Consider the following 21613-nt stretch of genomic DNA (forward strand, 5'->3'; position numbering starts at 1 on the left):
TCCATTAATCATGAACATGATCGTTCAACATGAACAATTCCCTTGACCATTTGCAAACCATTGATAACCTGATTTAAATGTGTAAGGTCTTTAACTTCCACATCCAAAAGAATTTCGATGAAATCCATATGTCGGTTAACAATTTTCAAATTTATCAAAGAGCCATCATACTGAACAATACGATTGGCAATAGTTGCCAGAATGACGTTGTCGTTTTCCGCTACAATTTTAATACGCGCTGTATAATTTTTCTGTCTATTCACCTGGTTTAATATATCATAGTCCCAATCCAAACTCATAAAACGTTCTGGGGTAGCAGAAAAACTGTTTAATGTTGAACATTCCTTGCGATGAATAGTGATCCCCTTGCCTGTTGCAACAATACCAACAATGGCATCATCGGGAATTGGATGACAGCAACCCGCAAAATGAACCACAATTCCCTTATCCATACCTTTCAATGGGGAAGAGAATTTATGATCGTCTTTATTTTTATTTTGGCTAATACGGCCTTTATCGCTTAACCCGGGCACAAAACGAGGGGCACGTTTAATAGGTTTTAATTCTGGATAAGCAACATATACTATATCTTTGGCAGAAATATTATCGCTACCCACCGCTATATATAATTCATCAAGAGAGGTTTGTTTAAAATTCTTTAAAACAGTTTCAAGAATTTTTTGTGATCCATCAACACCTTCCTGCCGAAAAGCCTTAGCCAACGCAACGCGTCCAGCTTCCATTTTCAATTCTTTTTGTTGATTACTTACAAAATGACGAATTCGAGCTCTCGCTTTTCCAGTAACTACAAATCTTTCCCAGGATGGAGAAGGGTTACCTTCCCGTGCAGTCATAATTTCCACTTGATCACCATTTTTTAATTTTTGGCGCAAGGGGATAAGTCGTCCATTCACTTTTGCACCAACACAACGATCCCCAACCTGACTATGAACCGCATAGGCAAAGTCGACAGGTGTCGCTCCTCTTGGTAGCTGGATCAATTCCCCTTTCGGTGTGAAACAAAAAACGAGATCCTGATATAATTCCAGCTTCGTATTTTCCAAAAATTCATCTGGGGCTGTTGAATCTTCAAGAATTTCAAGAAGATCCTGAACCCAGCGTAATTTTTTCATCTTGGCAGCAATGCCAATAACCTGGTCATTATTTTTACTGTTTTTGTTAATAATCGGCAGCTGCTTATATATCCAATGAGACGCAACACCATTTTCAGCAATATCATGCATCTCTCTTGTACGGATTTGAATTTCAATTTTCTGATTGCGAGGAAAACGCAAGGTTACCCCCGTATGAATACTCTGATAACCATTGGCCTTGGGCGCTGAAATATAGTCTTTAAAACGTCCGGCTACAACAGGGTAATGACTATGCACTATACCAAGGGCTGTATAACAATCCTCTTTGGTTTCAACCACAATTCGAAATGCCATTATGTCGGAAAGCTGTTCAAAGGTAACCTGCCTTCGCTGCATTTTTTCCCAAATAGAGTAACAAGATTTTTCCCTTCCCGTTACCTCGACCTGCTTCAACCCACCCTTTTGGCAGATTGCCTTAAGCTCGGCACAGACTTCCTCAATAATATCTGCACCCTGTCCACGCAAGAAATTTAAACGCGCTTTAATAGAAGCATCTGCCTCAGGTTCCAAAACAGAAAATGCAATATTTTGCAATTCCCTTTTCACATTATCCATTCCGATACGTTCGGCCAATGGCGCGTAAATATCCATTGTTTCACGAGCAATACGCTGCCTACGATCCAGTCTTTGAACATAGTGTAAAGTACGCATGTTATGCAGACGATCAGCAAGCTTGACAATCAATACACGTATATCCTTGGACATCGCCAAGACAAGTTTACGAAAATTTTCAGCTTGTTTTGTCTTATCAGATTGTAATTCAAGCCTTGTCAGTTTGGTAACGCCATCCACCAAATCTGCAACAACCTTGCTGAATTCTTTTTCTATAAATTCTCGGGTAATTTCTGTATCTTCTATCGTATCATGCAAAAGACCTGTTACGATAGAGGCAATATCAACTTTCATATGAGCCAAAATATTTGCCACAGCCAAAGGATGTGTAATATATGGGGCCCCATTGTCACGATACTGTTTCTCGTGTGCTTGAACAGAAATTCTAAAAGCTTTCTCTACACAAGCAACATTCGCCTCCGGCTCATATTTCCGAATACGATCAATTAATCCAGCGCAATCAATTTGATTGCTTTCACTCAAGGCTATGGGAAAGCTGATATTTTCCACTTATAATCCAAAAATTAAATGACACTCTTATTTAATTTTATAGATTATAAAACTGAAAAATAAAATTAAATTATTCCTCTTTATTTTCAGAAGCCATACGACGACGATCCAATTCATGCATGATCTGATTAATGTTCTCAAAGGAATTTGTCGGTTTGGCCTGCTCTTCCTCGATTGAAACATCTTGAAGGCCAAAGATATTTTTTTCCGCTGGGATCAGATCTGCAACCTCCTCCTCCACTGGTTCAGGTTCAGGAGCACGAGTCAGGGTACGGATAATATCATTTTTAATTGTTGCAAGATCAATTTTTTCATCTGCAATTTCTCTTAGGGCAACCACTGGATTTTTATCATTGTCACGATCTATAGTTAACGCCTCACCTCTTGAAATGTTGCGTGCTCGTTGTGAAGCATAAAGCACCAATTCAAAACGATTAGGAATTTTTTCAACACAATCTTCTACAGTAACGCGTGCCATTCAAATTAATCTCCAGATTCAAAAGGATTTCACCAATATCATATTTTTATCAAGAAATCAAATATAAGGTTCAATACCCTGATCAGGTGGTAGTTCTGATATTAATTCATCAAGTGATTTCTTGCTTTCGGGATGAACCCAATTTGGCAATACATCTCTTAAGGGATATAAAACAAAAGCCCTTAAATGTGCCCGGGGATGCGGCACGATCAATCGTGATGAATCTTTGATGATTTTGTCATGATATGCGATTATATCGAGGTCAAGCGGGCGAGATTCATTTATCTTTTGACGTATTCTACCTGCTTTGTCCTCCAAATCATTTAAAATTGACAGTAAATCTTCGCATGGAATTTGACTATCAAACAATATGACACCATTTATATATAAAGGTTGAGATGACGGCGGAATTGGTGTAGTTTGGTACATTGGAGAAACGACCATGGAGGTATCATTAAGTTTTTTACCCAAATAATAAAATGCTTTTTGACACATTTCATAAGGGTTGTCTCCCCATGCTCCTGGAAGGTTGCTTCCGACTGAAATAATAATCATAGTTTTGTAATAATTACCTAAATAAATAAATTTACATCACAAGGATACAAAATATCTCGCCTTTTAATGTAAAATTGATATAACCTATAAAATGTTGATATAACTGATAAAACAAATTATGTATAACGATTTTTATTCTTATTTAACTCCTGCTTTCAAAAATTTTAAGGTGCTTATAAATGTTTCTTAAAAATAATGAAAAGGTCTGCTTATTTATCGATGGAGCAAACCTTTATTCCGCATCACGTAATCTGAATTTTGATGTCGATTACAGAAATTTACTCAATTTTTTTAAAAAACAATGTAACGTCATTCGTGCCTATTATTATTCTGCCGTCCTAGATACAGAAGAATATTCTCCATTAAAACCCCTGACTGACTGGTTGGCCTATAATGGATTTCTTCTGGTTACCAAGAATGCCCGTGAATTTACAGACCAAAATGGTCGGCGACGGGTAAAAGGAAGCATGGATATTGAATTGGCTGTCGATATGATGGAAATCGCTCCAAAAATTGATCATGCCATATTATTCAGTGGTGATGCCGATTTACGACGCCTTGTTGAATCCGTTCAACGACAGGGGGTACGTGTTTCTGTCGTATCTTCTATCAAAACCAACCCACCCATGATTGGTGATGAATTAAGAAGACAAGCCGATCAATTTATTGAATTAACAAGCATTGCACCCGAGTTCACTCGACGGCCAAATGAAGCCCAACAATAACTATACATAATCTTTATATCCAATTTTATTACAGTCTATTTTTTCAAAAAATATTTAATTTCATGATAAATTTAACACCTGACATAAATTGTAGCATTTGTCCTCGTCTTAAAAATTTTAGAGAAGAAAATAAAGAAAAATTTCCCACAGGCTGGAATGCACCTGTTCCAACCTGGGGGAATATTGATTCAGAATTACTTGTTGTTGGTCTAGCTCCGGGATTAAAAGGGGCAAACTTGACCGGGCGTCCTTTCACGGGAGATTATGCAGGCATTTTACTCTACAATACTCTTATCAAATACAAATTTGCCTCTGGAACTTATCAGGCTGATCCCAATGATGGTTTGACCCTGATCAATTGTAAAATCTTAAATGCCGTTCGTTGCGTACCACCTCAAAATAAACCCACAACGCAAGAGGAAAAAAACTGTCGCCCTTATTTGAAATCAGCAATTGCAAATATGATGAATTTAAAAATTATTTTGGCGTTGGGTGTAATTGCACATAAAAATATTTTGTCATGTTTTAACATTTCGAATTCTAAAGTGAAATTCAAGCATGGACAATATATTCAACTAAATAAAAAAATATCGCTGGTCGACAGCTATCATGTATCAAAATATAATACAAGTACCAGATTATTAACAACGGAAATGTTTGAAAATTTGATAGAATCTATTCACGTCAAACTTGATTAGGATTACTTTCTCTTTTTTAAAAAAAATTGAAAAATAATTATCAAGATCATTATTACAACTAATAATCCATAAACAAATAACGGGAATATTCCAAGAGCCATCTCTACTGTCATAACTTAAATTCTACAGTTTTTTACAAGTTATAATATTTTCTAAATAAAATAACCCATTTCAATTAAAATAAAAAATTTTGTTTCTAAAAATTGCAATAGATTTTGCTGATATTTTTATCTACTCATTTTATTTAAAATATTCAAATATACTCTTTAATTTTATTAAATAAATACCTTTATTAAAAGAAAACAAATATAACTAAATTAAAACTACAAACAACCTTTATAAAACAAAACACAAATCTTATACTTACACTATGATAGGAAATACTATGCCTTCTAAAATAAATGTAAGAGATATCCCCGTACAAAACATTAATTGTGGAAATATCATTTTTTATCTTGATCAACTATGGAAGGTCATAAAAATAAGATATTCCCTTAAAAATTCATGCATCAATTTTCATGCCATAAGACAAATCAATAATACAGACACAACATCTCTTGAAAATATAGACAAGGATATTATCCAATTGCAAAGAGTTCCCGAAGCTTCCATCACAATTGTTGAAAATACCTAACTTATTACTTATCAGCCATCTGAATTCTTTTTTATATATAAATATTTCATTATTATTATAATTATTATTTATATATAAAAAATTTAAATTCCTCTATAATAATGTCAAGACTATTGCTTTTTTATTATTTCTGATAATAATAATTATTATCATTAAGCGTTACAAATCATATTATGCATCAAAAAACTTTATTCTTGATAAAATCCATTCATCGCTGGATAGGGCTGGCAGGTGGATGGTTTCTTTTTATAATTATTATTTCAGGCAGCCTAACCTTATTTGATAGTGAAATCAATCAATGGATGCGGCCAGAACTTGCACGGGTCAAACCGGCCCCCCTTTCCTCCAAGGCACTGGATAATGCCTACAAAATTTGGACATATAGCCAAAATATGCCCAAAAATTTAATTAAACTTCCCTCTTCTCGCGATCCCTATCTATATGTTTCCTATTTAAAAGGCAATATAAAACGCAATATTGTTCTTGACCCTCATGAAGGGAATATTATTCCAGTCCGAAATACAGCAGGCGCTTCATTTATCGTTTCCATTCATAAAAAACTATATATGAATCCTAGATATGGACAATTTATTTTACTTATTGTCGCTTTTTTCTTTATTCTTTCAATCATTACTGGTGTGATTTTACATTATAAACCCTTTATCAAAATGCTTTTTAACCTTCAGGTCAAGGCTGCCCCCCTTCGACAACAACTTAATTATCATACGTCCATTGGAATAATTTTCTTGCCATTTCTTTTTATAATAGCATTAAGCGGTTTTTTATTCATCATTCCTCATTATCTACCTTCTCCTCATCCTCAATCAAAACCTGAAAATATATATAAAGACAATCTGAACACATTATCTAAACAAAATTTACTCAATTTAGTTAATGAAACTGAACGTTATTTTAATAATCCCGCAGGATTCATTTTTTTTACTCCTAAAGAAATAAAAATAAGTGAAGCGAACAATAGTCATCTAACCAGTTTTAAAAATCTAGTTGGTTTTGATAAAACTTCAGGAAAATTAACATCACATTCTTCCTTATCCCCCATGTTTGGTTATCCTGAAAAAGTTATTTTTGGCATTCATATGGCCAGGGCAGGTGGAGCCATATTCAGAACTATCAATTTTATATTAGGATTGGGCAGTGCGTTTTGCATAGCTTTTGGTCTTTTATATTATTCTAATCGCCATAAAAATAAACTTTTTACAAACAAAATAACCTATATTGGATATAAAACAATTGAAGGAATTAATACTAGCGTCATTATGGGAACTCTTATAGGATTCATATCCCTTTTATGGATCAATCGATTTATTCCCTTTGATTTTCCAAACAGAATCCATAATGAAATTTTTTTATTTTTCACAATATGTCTTCTTGTCTGCATTTACGGTTTTTTATCAGCATATTTTAACTATACAAATCATGCCTTAAAAAAATTAATGACAATATTCAGCTATCTCTGTCTACTTCTTCCTATTGTGGATCTGTTATTCAATAATATCCTGATAAAAGCCTCGTTACTGAATGGAAATTTCCTTTTTATAAAAATGGATGGCACAGTTTTTATTTTAGGTATTGTTTCATTATTGTTTTGCTCATATTTAAATAAAAAATCTTATCTATCATGATCATACTTATTATAACGTTAAATATTCTTGGCATATTCGTTTTTGCTGGCAGTCTGAAGAAATTTCAAGATAAACTACCAAACCAGTATTCAAACGAACAAATAAAATATTATTGTAAAATTATCAGTGTGTTGCTTATATTTTGCAGCTTTATACTTTGTCATTTATGTTGGAGGAAGATAGGCTGGATAATTGGGGTCAACCTGACCTCCATCAATATGCTTGCAGTCACTATCGTGATAAGTTACTTTCCTCAATTTTTTTTAAAATGGAATGATAAATTTCATTCTATATTTGCTTCATAGTCAGGCAAGTATCTATATAAATTTATTCATTTATGGTCAGGCAGTAATTTCGTATCAAGACCCATCAATTGACCTAATCGGGACAAACGACGTGAGACTGTCTCACTGATAACAGCATCCAGATGATGATAATAATATAATGTAAGTTTCTTTTTCCCAACTTTTAACCGTGTTCTCAACAAAAGATTGGGAAGATTTCCTGATAATGTATATGCCAATCGAAATGCCAGTCCCAATATCACAGCCTGTTCATAATGTTTAGGAGAAAGAATTTTCTTGGAAGCAGACAGAAATTTATCATTCATGGTGGCATCATAACGTATCGCAATTGTCAAGGCCAAAAAGGCTCGCAACTGATGGTCAAACGCCATGCCGGCCATTCGTAAAATACGATAATAAGCCTGCTCTTTACGATAGGCTGGATGGTCATGACAACCACAATCAGAAATCATACAGGCTACCCAGCGTTTTTGCTGCATATCCTGATCTTCATTATTAAAAAGTGAATCTGTCCACTTGATCAGAGCGGAAGGAAATTCCTGTACACGACCCAATCGTTTACAAATATCTAAAGCTGCAGCTTCTTGTGGGTTTTGATTACGATTATTTTCGGCAATAACATTTCGCATATACCAACCTTCCCGAACCCCTTCTGCGCAAAAAATAATTTTTGACGGTTTCAAAATCATTAATAACTGTTTCAACACCGTGGCGGCATATGGTAAATCGTTTAACCTTTTATGAATTAAGGCCTGTGTATTTAAATTTCCATCTTTTAGCTTAAGTAAAATCCAATCCACAAGAATTTTTGCTTCATTATAAGAAAGCGTATAATAATGAACGATACAAATCGGATAAGAAGTGTATTCCATATATAATTGTGCCATTGCCCGAAAAGCACCACCGACCAAATATAATTTTTTCTTTTTGGATTCATGCAACCATTTAACCGATTTTATATCCCTACCCGCAATAACATTCGCTTTTGGAATTTTCTTGCCTGCACGATCCATCAGGCGAATAACACCCAAAGACAAGGTTTGTGCATTATATCGCTGCTGATTTGAAATTTGCACCAGCTCCATAGAGCCACCACCAATATCCGCAACAACACCGTCCGCATTCGGAATACTGCACATTACACCTGCAGCGGCATAATCTGCTTCCTGTTCGCCAGTCAATATTTGAACAGGTACACAAGGCATCCATTTATGCAATTTTTTTAAAAATTCATGTCCATCATCTGCATCTCTAACCGCTGCAGTCGCTAGGACAACAAATGGATCCGCCTTCATTGTCGTGGCAATTGCATAAAACCTTTTAAAAACATCTTCGGCTAACAAGACACCTTGCGGATTGAGTTTACCTGTTTTTTCCAACCCGCTTCCCAATCTAAGTGTGGCTTTTTCATTAAAGATAATTACGGGATTACGCTCCCTTCCTTCAAAAACAACTAAACGAACGGAATTCGAGCCCAAATCAACAATTGCTGATCGTATTGAGGAAGAAGAATGGATCATTATTATTTCCTTTGAGGCAAAAAAAATTATAGCAGATTATAGTCTAATCCAAAGGTCTTGTATCCAACGAGGGATTCTCCATAAAATAGTTATGTGCGGAAAAAGGAGGTTCCGAAGATTCAAGACGTTTCCATTTTTTATCCCTCCCCAATTGCCAAGACTGCATATTATCTTTCAGATTTGCAACCATTAACTGATTTAAAATTTTATAATGAATATCTTCTGGCAAGATAGGTATCATTTCCTCGATCCGACGATCCATATTTCTTTCCATCCAATCTGCAGAAGACATATAGACTTTAGCCGATCTTGAAGGAAGCTCGTACCCGTTTCCAAATACAAAGACTCTGGCATGTTCAAGAAAACGGCCAACAATTGATTTGACAAATATATTTTCAGAAAGATTTTTGATACCCGGACGAAGACAGCAAATTCCTCGAACAATTATATTTATTTTTACACCTGCACAAGACGCCTCATATAATTTGTCAATTAATTGTGGATCCACAAGAGAATTCATTTTAAGCCACATCGCACCCGGTTTGCCTGCTTTTACGAAAGCAATTTCATCATCAATCAATTCATTTAAGGTTTTACGGATGGTTAGAGGTGAAAACGCAATTTTTTCCATTTTGTCAGGACGTGCATATCCCGTGACATAATTAAATAATTTGGCCGCATCACGCGTTAATTCGGCATTACAGGTAAAATAGGATAAATCAGTATAAATTTTTGCTGTAATCGGATGATAATTGCCAGTGCCAAAATGGGCATAAGAGCGTATGTTTCCCCCCTCTCTTCTAACAACAAGACTCAATTTTGCATGGGTCTTCCAATCGGCAAAACCGAAAACAACCTGCACACCGGCTGCCTCCAAATCCCGTGAAAGACGAATATTGGCTTCTTCATCAAAACGGGCCCTTAATTCAACAATGGCTGTTACGGAAATTCCATTTTCTGCCGCCTCAATTAAAGCTTTGACAATGGGACTGTCCCGGGATGTTCGATATAAAGTTTGTTTAATGGCTAAAACCTGAGGGTCTTGAGCCGCCTGACGCAAAAATTGAATCACAACATCAAAACTCTCGAAAGGATGGTATGCCAACAAATCTTTTGAGCGTAACAGGGCAAAACAGTCCCCGGCACTTTCCCGAATACGCGCGGGAAGATGAGGTGCATAATATGGAAAAAGGAGATCTGGCCTGTTATCAACAATGAGTTGCTTAACATCCACCAATCCCAGTATTCCCTTATGAACCGTCACCTCTTCCGGAGGCACTTCAAGAGCATGGGCAACTATTTCACCAAGTTTTGGAGGGAAATGTTCATCGATATCCAAATGAATCACAACCCCGCGTCTTCTTCTTTTCAAGGCTGTTTCATAGGATCTCACCAGATCCTCCGCTTCTTCTTCAAATTCGACATCTGTATCACGAATAACGCGTAACAAGCCATAATTCGCAATTTTGTATCCAGGAAAGATCGATGAAATAAATATCCTAACCAAATCCTCCAATAAAACAAACCTTTGAATTTTATTGCTACATAACGATAAAGGCAAAGGTATAAAACGCAACAGCTGCGACGGCAATAAAATCATAACATATTTGCGGCTGTTATTTTGGCTAATCAATCTTAAAGCAATTGCGAGATTTAAATTCGGTATAAATGGAATGGGATGGGCAGGATCCAAGGCAATAGGGGTTAGGATTGGAAAAATACGCTCCATAAAAAATTGATGTAACCAAGCCAGATCTTCCTTGTTCAACTCTTCTGCCTTACAAACAATGATACCTGAGTCACTCAATAATTTTATAAGTTCATGATAGATCCGTTGCTGGTCACTAAATAGTCCCTTAACCCTTTCCTGAATAGCAACTAATTGTTCTGCAGGTGTTAAACCATCAGGAGAAAGTGCTATCAACCCCTCTCTCACTTGACCGGTCAGTCCCGCAACACGTACGGAATAAAATTCATCAAGATTGCTTGCACTAATGGATAAAAAACGTACCCTTTCCAAAAGTGGATTATGTTTATTTTCGGCTTCCTCTACGACCCTTTGGTTAAAATCAAGCCATGATAATTCCCGATTAATAAAACGCTCATAATCCATTTTGATATTATTAGATATCTGAATACTGTTTCGCTGCTTAATTTTACGACCCGACTGTTTCACAGTAATTTTATTTTGTGTCAAATGATTGATATTCGATATATTTTTAGGATTTTTTTGGATCATGTAATATTACTTTATACTGAATTATTTGCATTAAAAATTATTTTATTAATTTATCAATTTTAACACAATTTTCTCTAGTTTTTTCAAATAATTCAAAATCACGTTTAATTATAACATATTATTTCTATATCATTATAAAATTGACAATTCATCAAGAATTTTCATGACCAGATTTCTGGTCATTCCCCCCTGTTCAACAAGGGTTATTTCATCTAACCGTTCAATAAACTGACGTACAGCAAAAGCTGTTCTTGGTAATCGTAACTGAATAATATCCATAATGGACGTTGGAATAACCAATTGCCTGTCAGCTACTAACCGAAGAAATAAAAGCCGTAATAATTCCTCTTCAGGTTGTTCAATTTTAATCGCTATGATTGACCGTAATCGACTAGCCAAATCGGGCAACTCAACTTCCCATCGAGCTGGTGGGGAACGCCCTCCTAGAACAGTTACGATCCGCAACTCTTTGGTCATGTTTAAAATATGCAACAATGAATGAAAATCAGTGACTAGATCGGCATCATCTATAACAATGGCTTTTATTTCTTTATTTTGTAATTTTTCCGACCAATATACAGAAGAGGTTTGTTGTAAAGCAGAAGCTGGAATATATAATGCCTGTTCCCTTTCCGCCCATATTTGCAATAAATGCGTTTTACCTGTTCCTGAATCTCCCCATATTGCCAAACGTCGATCTGGCCAATCTGGCACATTGTAGGTTGTTTTACTGATCCTAAGCCAGGTCCGTGCAGCAAAATTTGAAGGTGAATTTATAAAATCTGAAGAAATAAAACGAGGCTTATAGGTAAAGGGTAAAGCGAGCTGCCTTGACGTATTAAAAAAACAATTTTGTTTATTTTTTTCCTGCATTACTACTTTACCAAAATTCAATCTATCCTATAAACCCTATTATGGTGTAAAACTATCCTATAACCATTTCAAGATAAACCTATAAAGCAAGAATAGAGGCTGCTTAATAATGAAGTCAGATTTTTCTGAGAATACAGAACTAAATAACCAGCAGGATGAAATCACCTATGAAAATGCTGGTGTCAGTATTGCCACAGGGGATGCATTGATCGAAGCTATAAAACCGGTTGTCTCCCAAACTCATAATAATGGTGTTATGGGTAATCTGGGCGGATTTGGTGCGTTATTTGACTTAAAAGCAACTGGCTATCTAGATCCAATTCTTGTTTCAGGAACCGATGGGGTTGGAACAAAGCTTTTGCCCGCAATCGAAACAGGGCTGTGCGACAATATCGGATTTGATCTAGTTGGAATGTGTGTGAATGATATCGTTGTGCAAGGCGCAAGACCTTTGTTTTTTCTCGATTATTTTGCTACCGGAAAATTAGAGCTTGATCAGGCACAACGTATCATACAAAGTATCAGTAAGGCCTGTGAAGCAAGTGGCTGTGCCTTGATTGGTGGAGAAACAGCGGAAATGCCGGGGATGTACAAGGAAAAGCATTATGATCTGGCCGGATTCGCCGTTGGAGCAGTTGAAAGAGATCAGATTCTACCCAAAAATATCACTGGCGGTGATAAAATTATCGCTTTGACATCAAATGGTGTTCATTCCAACGGATTTTCCTTGGTACGCTCAATTGTAAAAGCCCAAAACCTGTCATGGGACGATGTGGCACCTTTCGATCCCAACCAGTTTCTTGGAGAGGCATTACTCGCCCCGACACAGCTTTATGTAAAACCTGTACTAAAACTTCATGAGGCTGGTCTACTAAACGGGGCCGCCCATATTACAGGCGGTGGAATTGTCGGCAATCTTCCACGTATTTTGCCAGACAATCTTGTGGCTGTTGTTGACGGACAAAGCTGGCCCATGCCACCAGTATTTTCATGGCTGGCCCACGCTGGCAACGTTCAACCAGAGGAAATGCTGAAAGTATTTAATTGCGGTATCGGCATGATATTGATCACATCAGATTTTGAAGCCGTGAATAAACTACTTAATGATACCGATGTCCAAGCTTATATCATTGGCCAGATTGAACCAAAAACCGAACTCGATAATGATCAACAGGTATTCTTCAGCGACCTACCCGATTTTACCTTTATTCCTGAAATTGATTAACAAGGTGAGAACCCTTTAAATGTCGAAGAAAAAACGTATAGCGATCATGATAAGCGGACGTGGTTCAAATATGCGTTCCCTTATTGATGCATGTGCCAAACCCTCTTTCCCAGCATCAATTGAGTTGATCATTAGTAATAACCCAGATGCAGAAGGATTGGAAATCGCCCGCAAATCGGGTATTTCCACTCAAGTCATTGATGACTATGATTTTGGCAATAACAGACAAGCTCATGAACGCCAAATTAATGCGGCCCTTCAAGCCCATCATGTTACAACAATCTGTCTTGCAGGTTATATGCGACTTTTAAGCCCGTTTTTGATCAATGAATGGAAAGGTAAAATCTTAAATATTCATCCAAGTCTCTTACCAGCTTTTCCTGGTTTAGATACCCATAAAAAAGCCCTTAAAAAAGGGGTAAAGATACATGGTTGCACCATTCATATCGTAACAGAAAAAATGGATGATGGTCCTATTCTAGGTCAGGCAGCAATTCCTGTTCTTCCCGATGATACAGAAAACACCTTGGCAAAACGTGTATTGGACCAAGAACATCTTCTTTATCCAAGAGTTTTAAAGAATTTTCTATTGGGATTTGAAGCTGATTCGACTTCTGATACCCTGATTAATGGATAAATTTAAAAAGGTTGGAGATAAAGATCTCCAACCTTTGATTTTATACGCAGATTTCAATGTCTGAAAAAAAGAAGCGAATTTCAATAGCTGCATTTTCGGCAGAATCAGATCCATGAACTGAATTGGCCTCAATTGATTCAGCAAATTGCGCACGAATCGTGTGTGCCTGAGCTTTTTTAGGATCTGTTGCACCCATGATATCACGATTTTTTTGAACAGCGTTTTCGCCCTCCAAAACCTGAACCACGACAGGACCACTTATCATAAATTCAACCAAATCATTGAAAAAAGGACGTTCTTTATGAACTGAATAAAAAGCTTCAGCTTGCTGCTTGCTTAGCTGAATACGTTTTTGTCCAACGATTTTTAATCCCGTCCCTTCAATTAAAGCGTTAATTTTACCAGTCAAATTACGACGTGTTGCATCTGGTTTTAAAATTGACAGCGTTCTTTGTAAAGTCATATTGAAATTTCCTTTAATCTATAAATATATTGCAGAGAAAAAATACTCTATTGGTAAATAGAAGTATTTCTCTTATCTTGTCGATAGTTTTTTTATCATATTTTGCAGGCAGATTTGTGAGTACGCTGGTTATAAATCACCTTACCCTTCGAATTTTAGGTCGCCCCCTCTTGGAAGATGCTTCCCTTACCATTGAGAATGGGCAAAAAGTTGGACTGGTTGGCCGAAATGGAACAGGCAAATCAACATTGCTAGCCGCAATTTCTGAAGATATATCAATTGATGGAGGTGAGATCCTTTTATCAAACCGTATAAAAATGGCACGGGTTAAACAGGAAACACCATCTGGTAATTTATCATTAATTGAAACAGTGCTTTCAGCGGATAAAGAACGTACGCATCTCATAAATGAGGCTGAATCAACACGGGATGGGTATCGGCTTGCTGAAATTCATGAAAGACTAATAGCCATACAAGCTGACAGCGCTCCAGCTCGCGCAGCAACCATTCTTGCAGGTTTGGGTTTTAATGCAGAAAACCAACAACGTCCTATTTCAGATTTTTCTGGTGGATGGAGAATGCGAGTTGCTCTAGCGAGCACATTGTTTTTAAATCCCGATTTACTGCTCCTTGATGAACCCACCAATCATCTTGATTTAGAAGCGACTTTGTGGTTGCAATCCTGGATCAACAATTTTTCTGGCAGCGCAATAATTGTCAGTCATGATCGCAATCTTTTGAATGAATGTGTTGATGCCATTGCCCATCTTCATCATCAGAAATTGTCCATGACAATTGGAGGATATGATGAATTTATCAAAATACATAACGAAAAAATACTTCAACAAAATCGGGAAACTGAAAAAATAGCCGCGAAACGTGCTCATATGCAAGCTTTTGTCGATCGCTTTCGTGCCAAGGCGACCAAGGCCAGACAAGCGCAAGCACGCTTAAAAGCACTTGAAAAACTGCCTGTTTTGGAAGAAATTGTTGAGGAAAGGGCAATACATTTCGAATTTCCCCAACCTGTACAATTACCGCCTCCATTAATTACCCTTAATCAAGTCAAGATTGGATACGGCGATCATGTTGTACTTTCCAATTTAACATTAAGAATTGATCCAGATGACCGTATTGCTCTCTTGGGTGCAAATGGTAACGGTAAATCAACCTTTATCAAACTTATCGCAGGTTGTCTGAAACCAATGGAAGGTAGCATTCATAATCACACCAAACTTTCTGTTGGTTATTTTGCTCAACATCAGTTAGAAGAACTTATTCCTGGTCAAACCCCATTCAGTCATCTTGAAAAGGTTTTACCAAAAGCCACACCCACTGAATTGAGAGCGCAACTTGCCCGATTTGGATTAAATACCGAGCAAACTGATACCCCTGTTCAATCCTTGTCTGGTGGAGAAAAAGCTCGACTTGTTCTGGCTCTTATCACACGTCATAAACCCAATATCCTATTGCTTGATGAACCTACCAATCATTTGGATCTTGATGCCAAAGAATCCCTAATTCATGCATTATCCTCCTTTGAAGGAGCTGTCATACTTATTTCCCATGATCCACGTCTGATAGAACTGATAGCTGACCGGCTTTGGTTGGTTAATAATGGTACAGTTGAATCTTTTGATGGTGATATCAATGATTACCGTCAATGGCTAACGGATAATAAACGTATTCTTGATTCATCCGTAAAAAATACAGAAACTGGCTCATCTCAAAAATTAGCACGCAAGGAAAGAGCGGAAAAACGGAAAATACTTCAACCGTTAAAAAATAAAATAAAGGCTCTTGAATTACTTATTCAGAAAAATAGTGAAGCCTATCTCAAAATTGAACAAAAAATGGCTGAACCAGAGTTTTATTCAAATGTATCAGCTGAAGAAATAACAAAATTACAAATCGAATTGGCTGAATATCAAAAACGAAAAAATCAAGCCGAAGAAGATTGGCTTATTTTACAAGATAAACTGGAAAATACTGAAAAAGAATTGTAAATAATTTATAATATACTAACAGGCAATGAATATGATTTCATCATTGCCTGTTAATAAAATATTGAATCAGTCCAGTTTAGGATGTTGATCAATCAGTATCTGTCTACGTCGTTCCAAATCTGCAATTTTTTCATCAATTTCCTCAACTTTTTGCTCTATCGTATCAAAATGTTCTGATAAAATTTCTTTGGCCTCATTACGATCGGAAGCTGTTGGTGTTTCACCTCTCAAGGGTTTATTGGCCGTTTCAGGCATTCGTATTCCTGTCCACAGTCCTATTAATGAAATACCCATCAAATAAAATGCAGGCATATTTAAGTTATGCGTTGCTTCAACCATCCATGCCACAATTGTTGGTGTCATGCCTGCGATTAAAATCGAAATATTAAAAGCAATCGCCAATGCGCTATAACGAATTTGAGTTGGAAAAATAGCTGGCAGGATTGAAGCCATCACACCGATAAAACAATTCAATAATATGGCAAGAATTAATAAACCAATAAATATAAAACCGACTGAATTGGTTTGAATCATCAAAAAGGCAGGATAAGATAATAAAAAAAGTCCAGTGCTACCCCCCAATATAAAAGGACGCCGTCCAATTTTATCACTTGTCATTCCAATTATAGGCTGAACAAATAACATACCAACCATTACGGCAATAATAATCAGTACGCCGTGATTTTCTGAATAATGCAAATTATGTGAAAGATAACTCGGCATATAAGTCAAAAGAACATAATACGTCACGTTGGTAACAATTACTATTCCAACACATATCATTAAACTTTTCCAATATTTACCGGCCACTTCCCGATATGATAGCTTGGGTGAATTTCTGAGGTTTACCTTACTTTCAGCCTCCATGTCCTCGACATGCTTTTGAAAGGCTGGTGTTTCCTCCAATTCATGACGCAAATATAATCCTATTGCTCCCAAAGGAAGGGCTAAAAAGAAAGGAATACGCCATCCCCATCTCTCAAACTGCACATCAGAAATCATGCTGGATATCAAAACAACAACACCAGCCCCAATTACAAACCCTGCGATGGATCCGAAATCAAGCCAACTTCCCATTAATCCACGTTTACGATCAGGGGAATATTCCGCGACAAAAATTGCAGCACCGGAATATTCTCCACCTACTGAAAACCCCTGTACAAGCTTTGCAATCAATAATAAGATCGGGGACATAATACCAATGGATTGATAACTTGGGATTAATCCAATACTACAAGTACCCAAGGACATTATGATTATAGTTATCGCCAGGATTTTTTGTCTTCCGTATCGATCCCCCAAAATACCACAAACTATTCCCCCCAATGGACGAACAAGAAAAGGAACAGAAAAAGTCCCCAATGAGGCAATCATTTGAACACTTGGTGAAGCATCAGGAAAAAAAACCTTACCCAATACAAAGGCCAAAAATCCATAAACCCCAAAATCGAACCATTCCATTGCATTTCCAAGTGCGGCTGCAGTTATGGCTTTTTTTAATTTATCATCATCGATAATGGTGATGTCATTAATATTCATTGGTTTATATATTTTTTTTACTGGCCTCATTAATATTTCCTTCAAAAGTATAATTTATCTTCATAAATCAATTTTTTTTATTTTTTAAATTTTTAATTTTTTTTGATTTTAACAAGATTTAAACATTTTAAGGAAAATCTGTCCTTTCATAATCATATTGATCAACAAGCTTTCTTAATGGATCAAAAGCACTATCATTACAATCTTTTACAAATATCTTGCTTTCACTCTCATTGATGACTTCATAAAATATCTTATTATTCCAATCCGCCTGACTGATCCCAAGCCACAATACCAAAGTGAAAGGATGAGGTTTTTCATGTTCAGGTTTGTTAATATAATAGTTTTTGTCCAGATCACGATTAAACTGAATTTCAACATCCCCGGTAGATGGCGGGTTCTGATGTAATGGTCCCCAACCTTTTAGATTGGATTTTATCCATTTCTTAACCAATTCAAGCTCTGAAGGTGTTAAACTACGTTTTTTGTGCAAGGGCCCAACAACAAGTTCCGCATTGACTATCGGTGGAAAAGTAACAGGTTGAATTTTATCCCTGACCGAAAGCCATATAATCATCACAATGGTAAGACAAACGATTAATACAAGGGTTAAAATTATATTTTGCTTTCTCATTCTTTTATTTTTTTACTTTTAAAACTGCTTGAATAACACGGTTAACCTGAGCATTCGAAAGTTCTGGATGAATAGGTAATGCCAAAATCCGTTTGGAAACTTCCTCTGATACTGACAAATATGTTCCATCATGATAGGAGTGATAGGCAGGTTGTAAATGCAATGGTAAGGGATAATAAATGGCCGAGGGAATATTTTCAGCCTTTAACGTATCTTGTACAAATTTGCGTTCTGCTTCATCACTTAATAGAATTGAATAAATTGCCCAGGCACTTTTACTATTTAATACCCGAGCGGGTATTTTTACACAAGACAAAAGCGCGGCATCGTATAAAGTTGCAATTTCTTCTCTTCTTACAAGCTCCTCTTCAAGATAACCGAATTTGGCCAACAATATTGCTGCCTGTATCGTATCCAAACGTCCATTTATTCCCGTTCGCAAAACCTGATAACGTGTTTGTCCTTCGCCATGCGAACGCAACGAGCGATAAAGTTCAAACTTTTCTAAACTGTTTGTAAAAATTGCACCACCATCCCCATAGGCTCCAAAAGGTTTGGATGGAAAAAATGAAGTGATCGTAGCATCTGCCTGACTCCCCAGCTTCTTTCCATGATATTGACCACCAAAGGACTGAGCACAATCATCCAACAAAAATAAATTTTCATCGTTAGCAATCTGGCATAATTCATTCCATGGCGCAGGCTGTCCAAAAAGATCTACCCCAATAATGGCTTTAGGTTTTAATTTATTTTCTTTTTTAACCTTATCAATTGCACTTTTGAGATTAATTGGATCAATTTGAAAAGTTTCAGGATTAATATCAACAAAAATGGGAGTTGCACCCAGCAATAATGGAACCTCAGCTGTTGCTGTATAGGTAAATGCAGGTAAAAATACAGCATCCCCTCTTCCAACATTTTCACCCATTAACGCAATCTGGATTGCATCTGTTCCAGATGAAACCCCTATACAATATGAAACACCGACATATTCCGCCAAACGATCTTCAAGCTCCTGAACTTCAGGTCCTAAAATAAACTTTCCATGTGAAAAAACCTTGTCTATACGATCTTTTAAAATCTTTCCTATACGTACCTGTTGTTTGTTCAAATCTAAAAATAATATCGGATCATTCATATTCACCTCTAGAATAATTTTTTTAAACTATCTTATTCGATTTTTTGATTTCGTTCATTTAATTCGACAAATGTTTAAATTCAGGCACTAATTTCTGCACATATGTTATTGCCTCAACAACATCATTATTATCACATGCATATCTAATCCGATCGATATATTCCGTAACCACCTTGATATCCATACCTTTGGGCGTTGCCATCAATAAACCGTCATGATCAGTTGGAACTGGGGCTTCACGACCATAAAATAATTCCTCAAATAATTTTTCACCAGGTTTTGCTCCGGTAAATTCTATGACTATATCCTCATCCGGTTTTAACCCGGCAAGGCGAATCATCTGACGTGCCAAATCCAGAATTTTTATGGGTTTTCCCATATCAAGTACAAAAATGCCCCCCTGATGCAACATCTCATCCGTTTTGTCTCCATTCCCAAATCTTATTGTTGCTCTTACGCTAGCCTGTAAAACCAACCCCACCGCTTCTGGAATAGTCATAAAATAGCGTTGCATATTTGGATCGGTAACCGTCAAAGGTCCTCCATGACTCAACTGACGTTTGAACAGGGGAACAACAGATCCTGTTGAGCCAAGAACATTTCCAAACCTTACCGTAATGAATCGCATTTTGCTCATACCCAACCATTCAAAACCCTGATTTTTCTTTTCAGAATCATTGTCACGAATGGTTTTATCGAGAGACTGACAATACATTTCTGCAATTCGTTTTGAAACGCCCATAAAGCTTGAGGGATTAACGGCTTTATCAGTTGATATCATAATAAATGCCTGTGTCCCGCATTTAACAGCAGCATCAGCCACAACACGCGTACCAATAATATTTGTTAAAAATCCCTCGATTGGATTATTTTCGATTGTAAATACATGTTTCAATGCTGCAGCATGAAAAACCAAATCTGGTTTATATTTTTGAAAGAGGGAATCCACTCTTTTCTTTTCTCGTATATTGATTAAGATCGTTTCCCTTAAACCTGCAAAATTACTTTCCGATAATTCAATATTTATCTTCCATAGTGCATATTCGCTTTGATCAAGCAACAATAATAATTTAGGGGATAAATCAGCAACTTGCCGAACCAATTCTGATCCTATACTTCCTCCCGCACCTGTAATGGCCACGACTTTGCCCTTTATCATTTCAGCCATGCCAGCACGATCCAAGACAATCTGTGGCCTGTTCAATAATTCATCAAGAGCAATCGGTTTCAATTCTAAATTGGCGGCAGGTGATAAATGGGTAATTACTGGTGTTCTCTGAACATCAATATTCCATTTACCCGCAATTGCTAAAAAATCCCGCAATTGCTCCCCTCTTAATTCTTGACCAATAATCACGAATAAAGAAGGTAATTTTTTTTGTGCATCAAGCTGTGTAAGTATGACAGAAAAATCATCCAAACTTCCTAAAATGGGAATATTATGAATACGATGTCCTTTTCTATTCTGACGAAAAGAGATCAGTCCCATAACCGATAATGCGTTTGAATGATCAAGCCGTATAGCCCGCATAAACAGATCAATATCTGCATCATTTCCAACAATGATAATTTTTCTTTTTTTATTGAAATAATTTCTAAATGCTTCTGAAGATAAAATCCGGTAACCTATTCTACCACCGCCCATTAATAGCAAAAGAACCATTGCATAAATAAACGGAAATGTCACGGAAGGTAATGGATATCCGGTTACATACAATAAACAGGTAAATAATATCGCACTGCCTACAGATGCAGCGGCTATATTTAACAAATCTGCTATCCCGGAAAAACGCCAATATTGTTGTGGAATATGAAATGGTATTCCACTAACCAGCAAGGTCAATACACCACCCGTTAAAAACCATAATGGATGGATAAACCCGCCCTGTGGATCAGAAAGCCAACGTGCCAATGGAGCGGCAATGGCTGCCAACAGACCATCCATAAAAATATTGATAGCAATACGATTAAATATCTTTTTTTGTTGGCTAGAAATAGTTACATTAGGCTGTTGCAAAATCACTT

18 protein-coding genes are annotated in these 21613 nt (G+C 36.6%); 7 read left to right on the forward strand and 11 right to left on the reverse strand.

Translation table 11 applies throughout. The annotated features are described in order from the left end of the window. Nucleotides 1–8 precede the first annotated feature (8 nt). The 3 genes from GN303_RS05420 to folK all read right to left on the reverse strand — a co-directional run bounded on the left by GN303_RS05420 (nucleotide 9) and on the right by folK (nucleotide 3309). On the reverse strand, nucleotides 9–2276 hold the full coding sequence (locus GN303_RS05420; protein WP_110438162.1) for a RelA/SpoT family protein: 2268 nt from the start codon (nucleotides 2274–2276) through the stop codon (nucleotides 9–11). Between the two features lie 70 nt (nucleotides 2277–2346). After that, nucleotides 2347–2754: a DNA-directed RNA polymerase subunit omega gene (gene rpoZ, locus GN303_RS05425; protein ID WP_110438163.1), complete on the reverse strand. Its 408-nt coding sequence runs from the start codon at nucleotides 2752–2754 to the stop codon at nucleotides 2347–2349. Nucleotides 2755–2811: 57 nt separating this feature from the next. After that, the gene (gene folK, locus GN303_RS05430; protein WP_110438164.1) at nucleotides 2812–3309 is read right to left on the reverse strand and encodes a 2-amino-4-hydroxy-6-hydroxymethyldihydropteridine diphosphokinase; all 498 of its coding nucleotides are present in this window, start codon (nucleotides 3307–3309) and stop codon (nucleotides 2812–2814) included. Nucleotides 3310–3488: 179 nt separating this feature from the next. On the opposite strand from folK, the gene GN303_RS05435 reads away from it, so the two are divergent. The 4 genes from GN303_RS05435 to GN303_RS05450 all read left to right on the forward strand — a co-directional run bounded on the left by GN303_RS05435 (nucleotide 3489) and on the right by GN303_RS05450 (nucleotide 7009). Further along, nucleotides 3489–4034, forward strand: coding sequence for a LabA-like NYN domain-containing protein (locus GN303_RS05435; RefSeq protein WP_110438165.1), 546 nt, complete (start codon nucleotides 3489–3491; stop codon nucleotides 4032–4034). Between the two features lie 62 nt (nucleotides 4035–4096). Then, a complete protein-coding gene (locus GN303_RS05440; protein WP_110438166.1) occupies nucleotides 4097–4732 on the forward strand; it encodes a uracil-DNA glycosylase in 636 nt (211 codons plus the stop codon). Nucleotides 4733–5117: 385 nt separating this feature from the next. After that, nucleotides 5118–5366 (forward strand): hypothetical protein, encoded by a 249-nt coding sequence (locus GN303_RS05445; RefSeq protein WP_110438167.1) that lies wholly within the window; start codon nucleotides 5118–5120, stop codon nucleotides 5364–5366. A 173-nt stretch (nucleotides 5367–5539) separates the two neighbouring features. Beyond that, nucleotides 5540–7009, forward strand: coding sequence for a PepSY-associated TM helix domain-containing protein (locus GN303_RS05450; protein ID WP_110438168.1), 1470 nt, complete (start codon nucleotides 5540–5542; stop codon nucleotides 7007–7009). 331 nt (nucleotides 7010–7340) lie between these two features. Here the strand turns inward: GN303_RS05450 and GN303_RS05455 are convergent, their stop codons facing one another. The 3 genes from GN303_RS05455 to GN303_RS05465 all read right to left on the reverse strand — a co-directional run bounded on the left by GN303_RS05455 (nucleotide 7341) and on the right by GN303_RS05465 (nucleotide 11946). Beyond that, a complete protein-coding gene (locus tag GN303_RS05455) occupies nucleotides 7341–8834 on the reverse strand; it encodes a Ppx/GppA family phosphatase (protein WP_110438170.1) in 1494 nt (497 codons plus the stop codon). Between the two features lie 43 nt (nucleotides 8835–8877). Next, the gene (locus GN303_RS05460; protein ID WP_231504078.1) at nucleotides 8878–10947 is read right to left on the reverse strand and encodes an RNA degradosome polyphosphate kinase; all 2070 of its coding nucleotides are present in this window, start codon (nucleotides 10945–10947) and stop codon (nucleotides 8878–8880) included. A gap of 258 nt (nucleotides 10948–11205) precedes the next feature. Continuing rightward, nucleotides 11206–11946, reverse strand: coding sequence for a P-loop NTPase family protein (locus tag GN303_RS05465; RefSeq protein ID WP_110438172.1), 741 nt, complete (start codon nucleotides 11944–11946; stop codon nucleotides 11206–11208). Nucleotides 11947–12055: 109 nt separating this feature from the next. Between GN303_RS05465 and purM the strand changes: the two genes are divergently transcribed. Together purM and purN are read left to right on the forward strand one after the other, a co-directional pair. Next, nucleotides 12056–13171: a phosphoribosylformylglycinamidine cyclo-ligase gene (gene purM / locus GN303_RS05470; protein WP_110438173.1), complete on the forward strand. Its 1116-nt coding sequence runs from the start codon at nucleotides 12056–12058 to the stop codon at nucleotides 13169–13171. Between the two features lie 19 nt (nucleotides 13172–13190). Further along, nucleotides 13191–13808, forward strand: a complete 618-nt coding sequence (purN, locus tag GN303_RS05475) for a phosphoribosylglycinamide formyltransferase (protein ID WP_110438174.1) — start codon at nucleotides 13191–13193, stop codon at nucleotides 13806–13808. 40 nt (nucleotides 13809–13848) lie between these two features. On the opposite strand, the gene ndk is transcribed toward purN, so the two are convergent. Further along, nucleotides 13849–14271 carry a nucleoside-diphosphate kinase gene (gene ndk / locus GN303_RS05480; protein ID WP_110438175.1) on the reverse strand — a complete coding sequence of 141 codons (423 nt, stop codon included), beginning with the start codon at nucleotides 14269–14271 and terminating at the stop codon, nucleotides 13849–13851. Nucleotides 14272–14387: 116 nt separating this feature from the next. Here ndk and GN303_RS05485 point away from each other — a divergent pair, with 116 nt between their 5' ends. Continuing rightward, a complete protein-coding gene (locus tag GN303_RS05485) occupies nucleotides 14388–16277 on the forward strand; it encodes an ABC-F family ATP-binding cassette domain-containing protein (RefSeq protein WP_110438176.1) in 1890 nt (629 codons plus the stop codon). Nucleotides 16278–16343: 66 nt separating this feature from the next. Here the strand turns inward: GN303_RS05485 and proP are convergent, their stop codons facing one another. The 4 genes from proP to GN303_RS05505 all read right to left on the reverse strand — a co-directional run bounded on the left by proP (nucleotide 16344) and on the right by GN303_RS05505 (nucleotide 21605). Then, nucleotides 16344–17846, reverse strand: coding sequence for a glycine betaine/L-proline transporter ProP (proP, locus tag GN303_RS05490; RefSeq protein ID WP_110438177.1), 1503 nt, complete (start codon nucleotides 17844–17846; stop codon nucleotides 16344–16346). 97 nt (nucleotides 17847–17943) lie between these two features. After that, nucleotides 17944–18450, reverse strand: coding sequence for a hypothetical protein (locus GN303_RS05495; protein WP_110438178.1), 507 nt, complete (start codon nucleotides 18448–18450; stop codon nucleotides 17944–17946). A gap of 4 nt (nucleotides 18451–18454) precedes the next feature. Continuing rightward, nucleotides 18455–19588 carry a DegT/DnrJ/EryC1/StrS family aminotransferase gene (locus GN303_RS05500; RefSeq protein ID WP_110438179.1) on the reverse strand — a complete coding sequence of 378 codons (1134 nt, stop codon included), beginning with the start codon at nucleotides 19586–19588 and terminating at the stop codon, nucleotides 18455–18457. Between the two features lie 58 nt (nucleotides 19589–19646). After that, nucleotides 19647–21605, reverse strand: coding sequence for a polysaccharide biosynthesis protein (locus tag GN303_RS05505; protein ID WP_231504006.1), 1959 nt, complete (start codon nucleotides 21603–21605; stop codon nucleotides 19647–19649). Nucleotides 21606–21613 lie beyond the last annotated feature (8 nt).

Source organism: Commensalibacter melissae (assembly GCF_009734185.1).
GTDB classification, from domain to species: Bacteria; Pseudomonadota; Alphaproteobacteria; order Acetobacterales; family Acetobacteraceae; genus Commensalibacter; species Commensalibacter melissae.

What these genes read in the sequence shown, in the direction of transcription:
- proP (WP_110438177.1), bottom strand. Translation starts at nt 17,846, where the DNA reads ATGAGGCCAGTAAAAAAAATATATAAACCAATGAATATTAATGACATC.
- GN303_RS05440 (WP_110438166.1), top strand. Translation starts at nt 4,097, where the DNA reads ATGATAAATTTAACACCTGACATAAATTGTAGCATTTGTCCTCGTCTT.
- GN303_RS05435 (WP_110438165.1), top strand. Translation starts at nt 3,489, where the DNA reads ATGTTTCTTAAAAATAATGAAAAGGTCTGCTTATTTATCGATGGAGCA.
- GN303_RS05450 (WP_110438168.1), top strand. Translation starts at nt 5,540, where the DNA reads ATGCATCAAAAAACTTTATTCTTGATAAAATCCATTCATCGCTGGATA.
- GN303_RS05500 (WP_110438179.1), bottom strand. Translation starts at nt 19,588, where the DNA reads ATGAATGATCCGATATTATTTTTAGATTTGAACAAACAACAGGTACGT.
- GN303_RS05445 (WP_110438167.1), top strand. Translation starts at nt 5,118, where the DNA reads ATGCCTTCTAAAATAAATGTAAGAGATATCCCCGTACAAAACATTAAT.
- purM (WP_110438173.1), top strand. Translation starts at nt 12,056, where the DNA reads ATGAAGTCAGATTTTTCTGAGAATACAGAACTAAATAACCAGCAGGAT.
- purN (WP_110438174.1), top strand. Translation starts at nt 13,191, where the DNA reads ATGTCGAAGAAAAAACGTATAGCGATCATGATAAGCGGACGTGGTTCA.
- folK (WP_110438164.1), bottom strand. Translation starts at nt 3,309, where the DNA reads ATGATTATTATTTCAGTCGGAAGCAACCTTCCAGGAGCATGGGGAGAC.
- GN303_RS05460 (WP_231504078.1), bottom strand. Translation starts at nt 10,947, where the DNA reads ATGGATTATGAGCGTTTTATTAATCGGGAATTATCATGGCTTGATTTT.
- ndk (WP_110438175.1), bottom strand. Translation starts at nt 14,271, where the DNA reads ATGACTTTACAAAGAACGCTGTCAATTTTAAAACCAGATGCAACACGT.
- GN303_RS05495 (WP_110438178.1), bottom strand. Translation starts at nt 18,450, where the DNA reads ATGAGAAAGCAAAATATAATTTTAACCCTTGTATTAATCGTTTGTCTT.
- GN303_RS05465 (WP_110438172.1), bottom strand. Translation starts at nt 11,946, where the DNA reads ATGCAGGAAAAAAATAAACAAAATTGTTTTTTTAATACGTCAAGGCAG.
- rpoZ (WP_110438163.1), bottom strand. Translation starts at nt 2,754, where the DNA reads ATGGCACGCGTTACTGTAGAAGATTGTGTTGAAAAAATTCCTAATCGT.
- GN303_RS05455 (WP_110438170.1), bottom strand. Translation starts at nt 8,834, where the DNA reads ATGATCCATTCTTCTTCCTCAATACGATCAGCAATTGTTGATTTGGGC.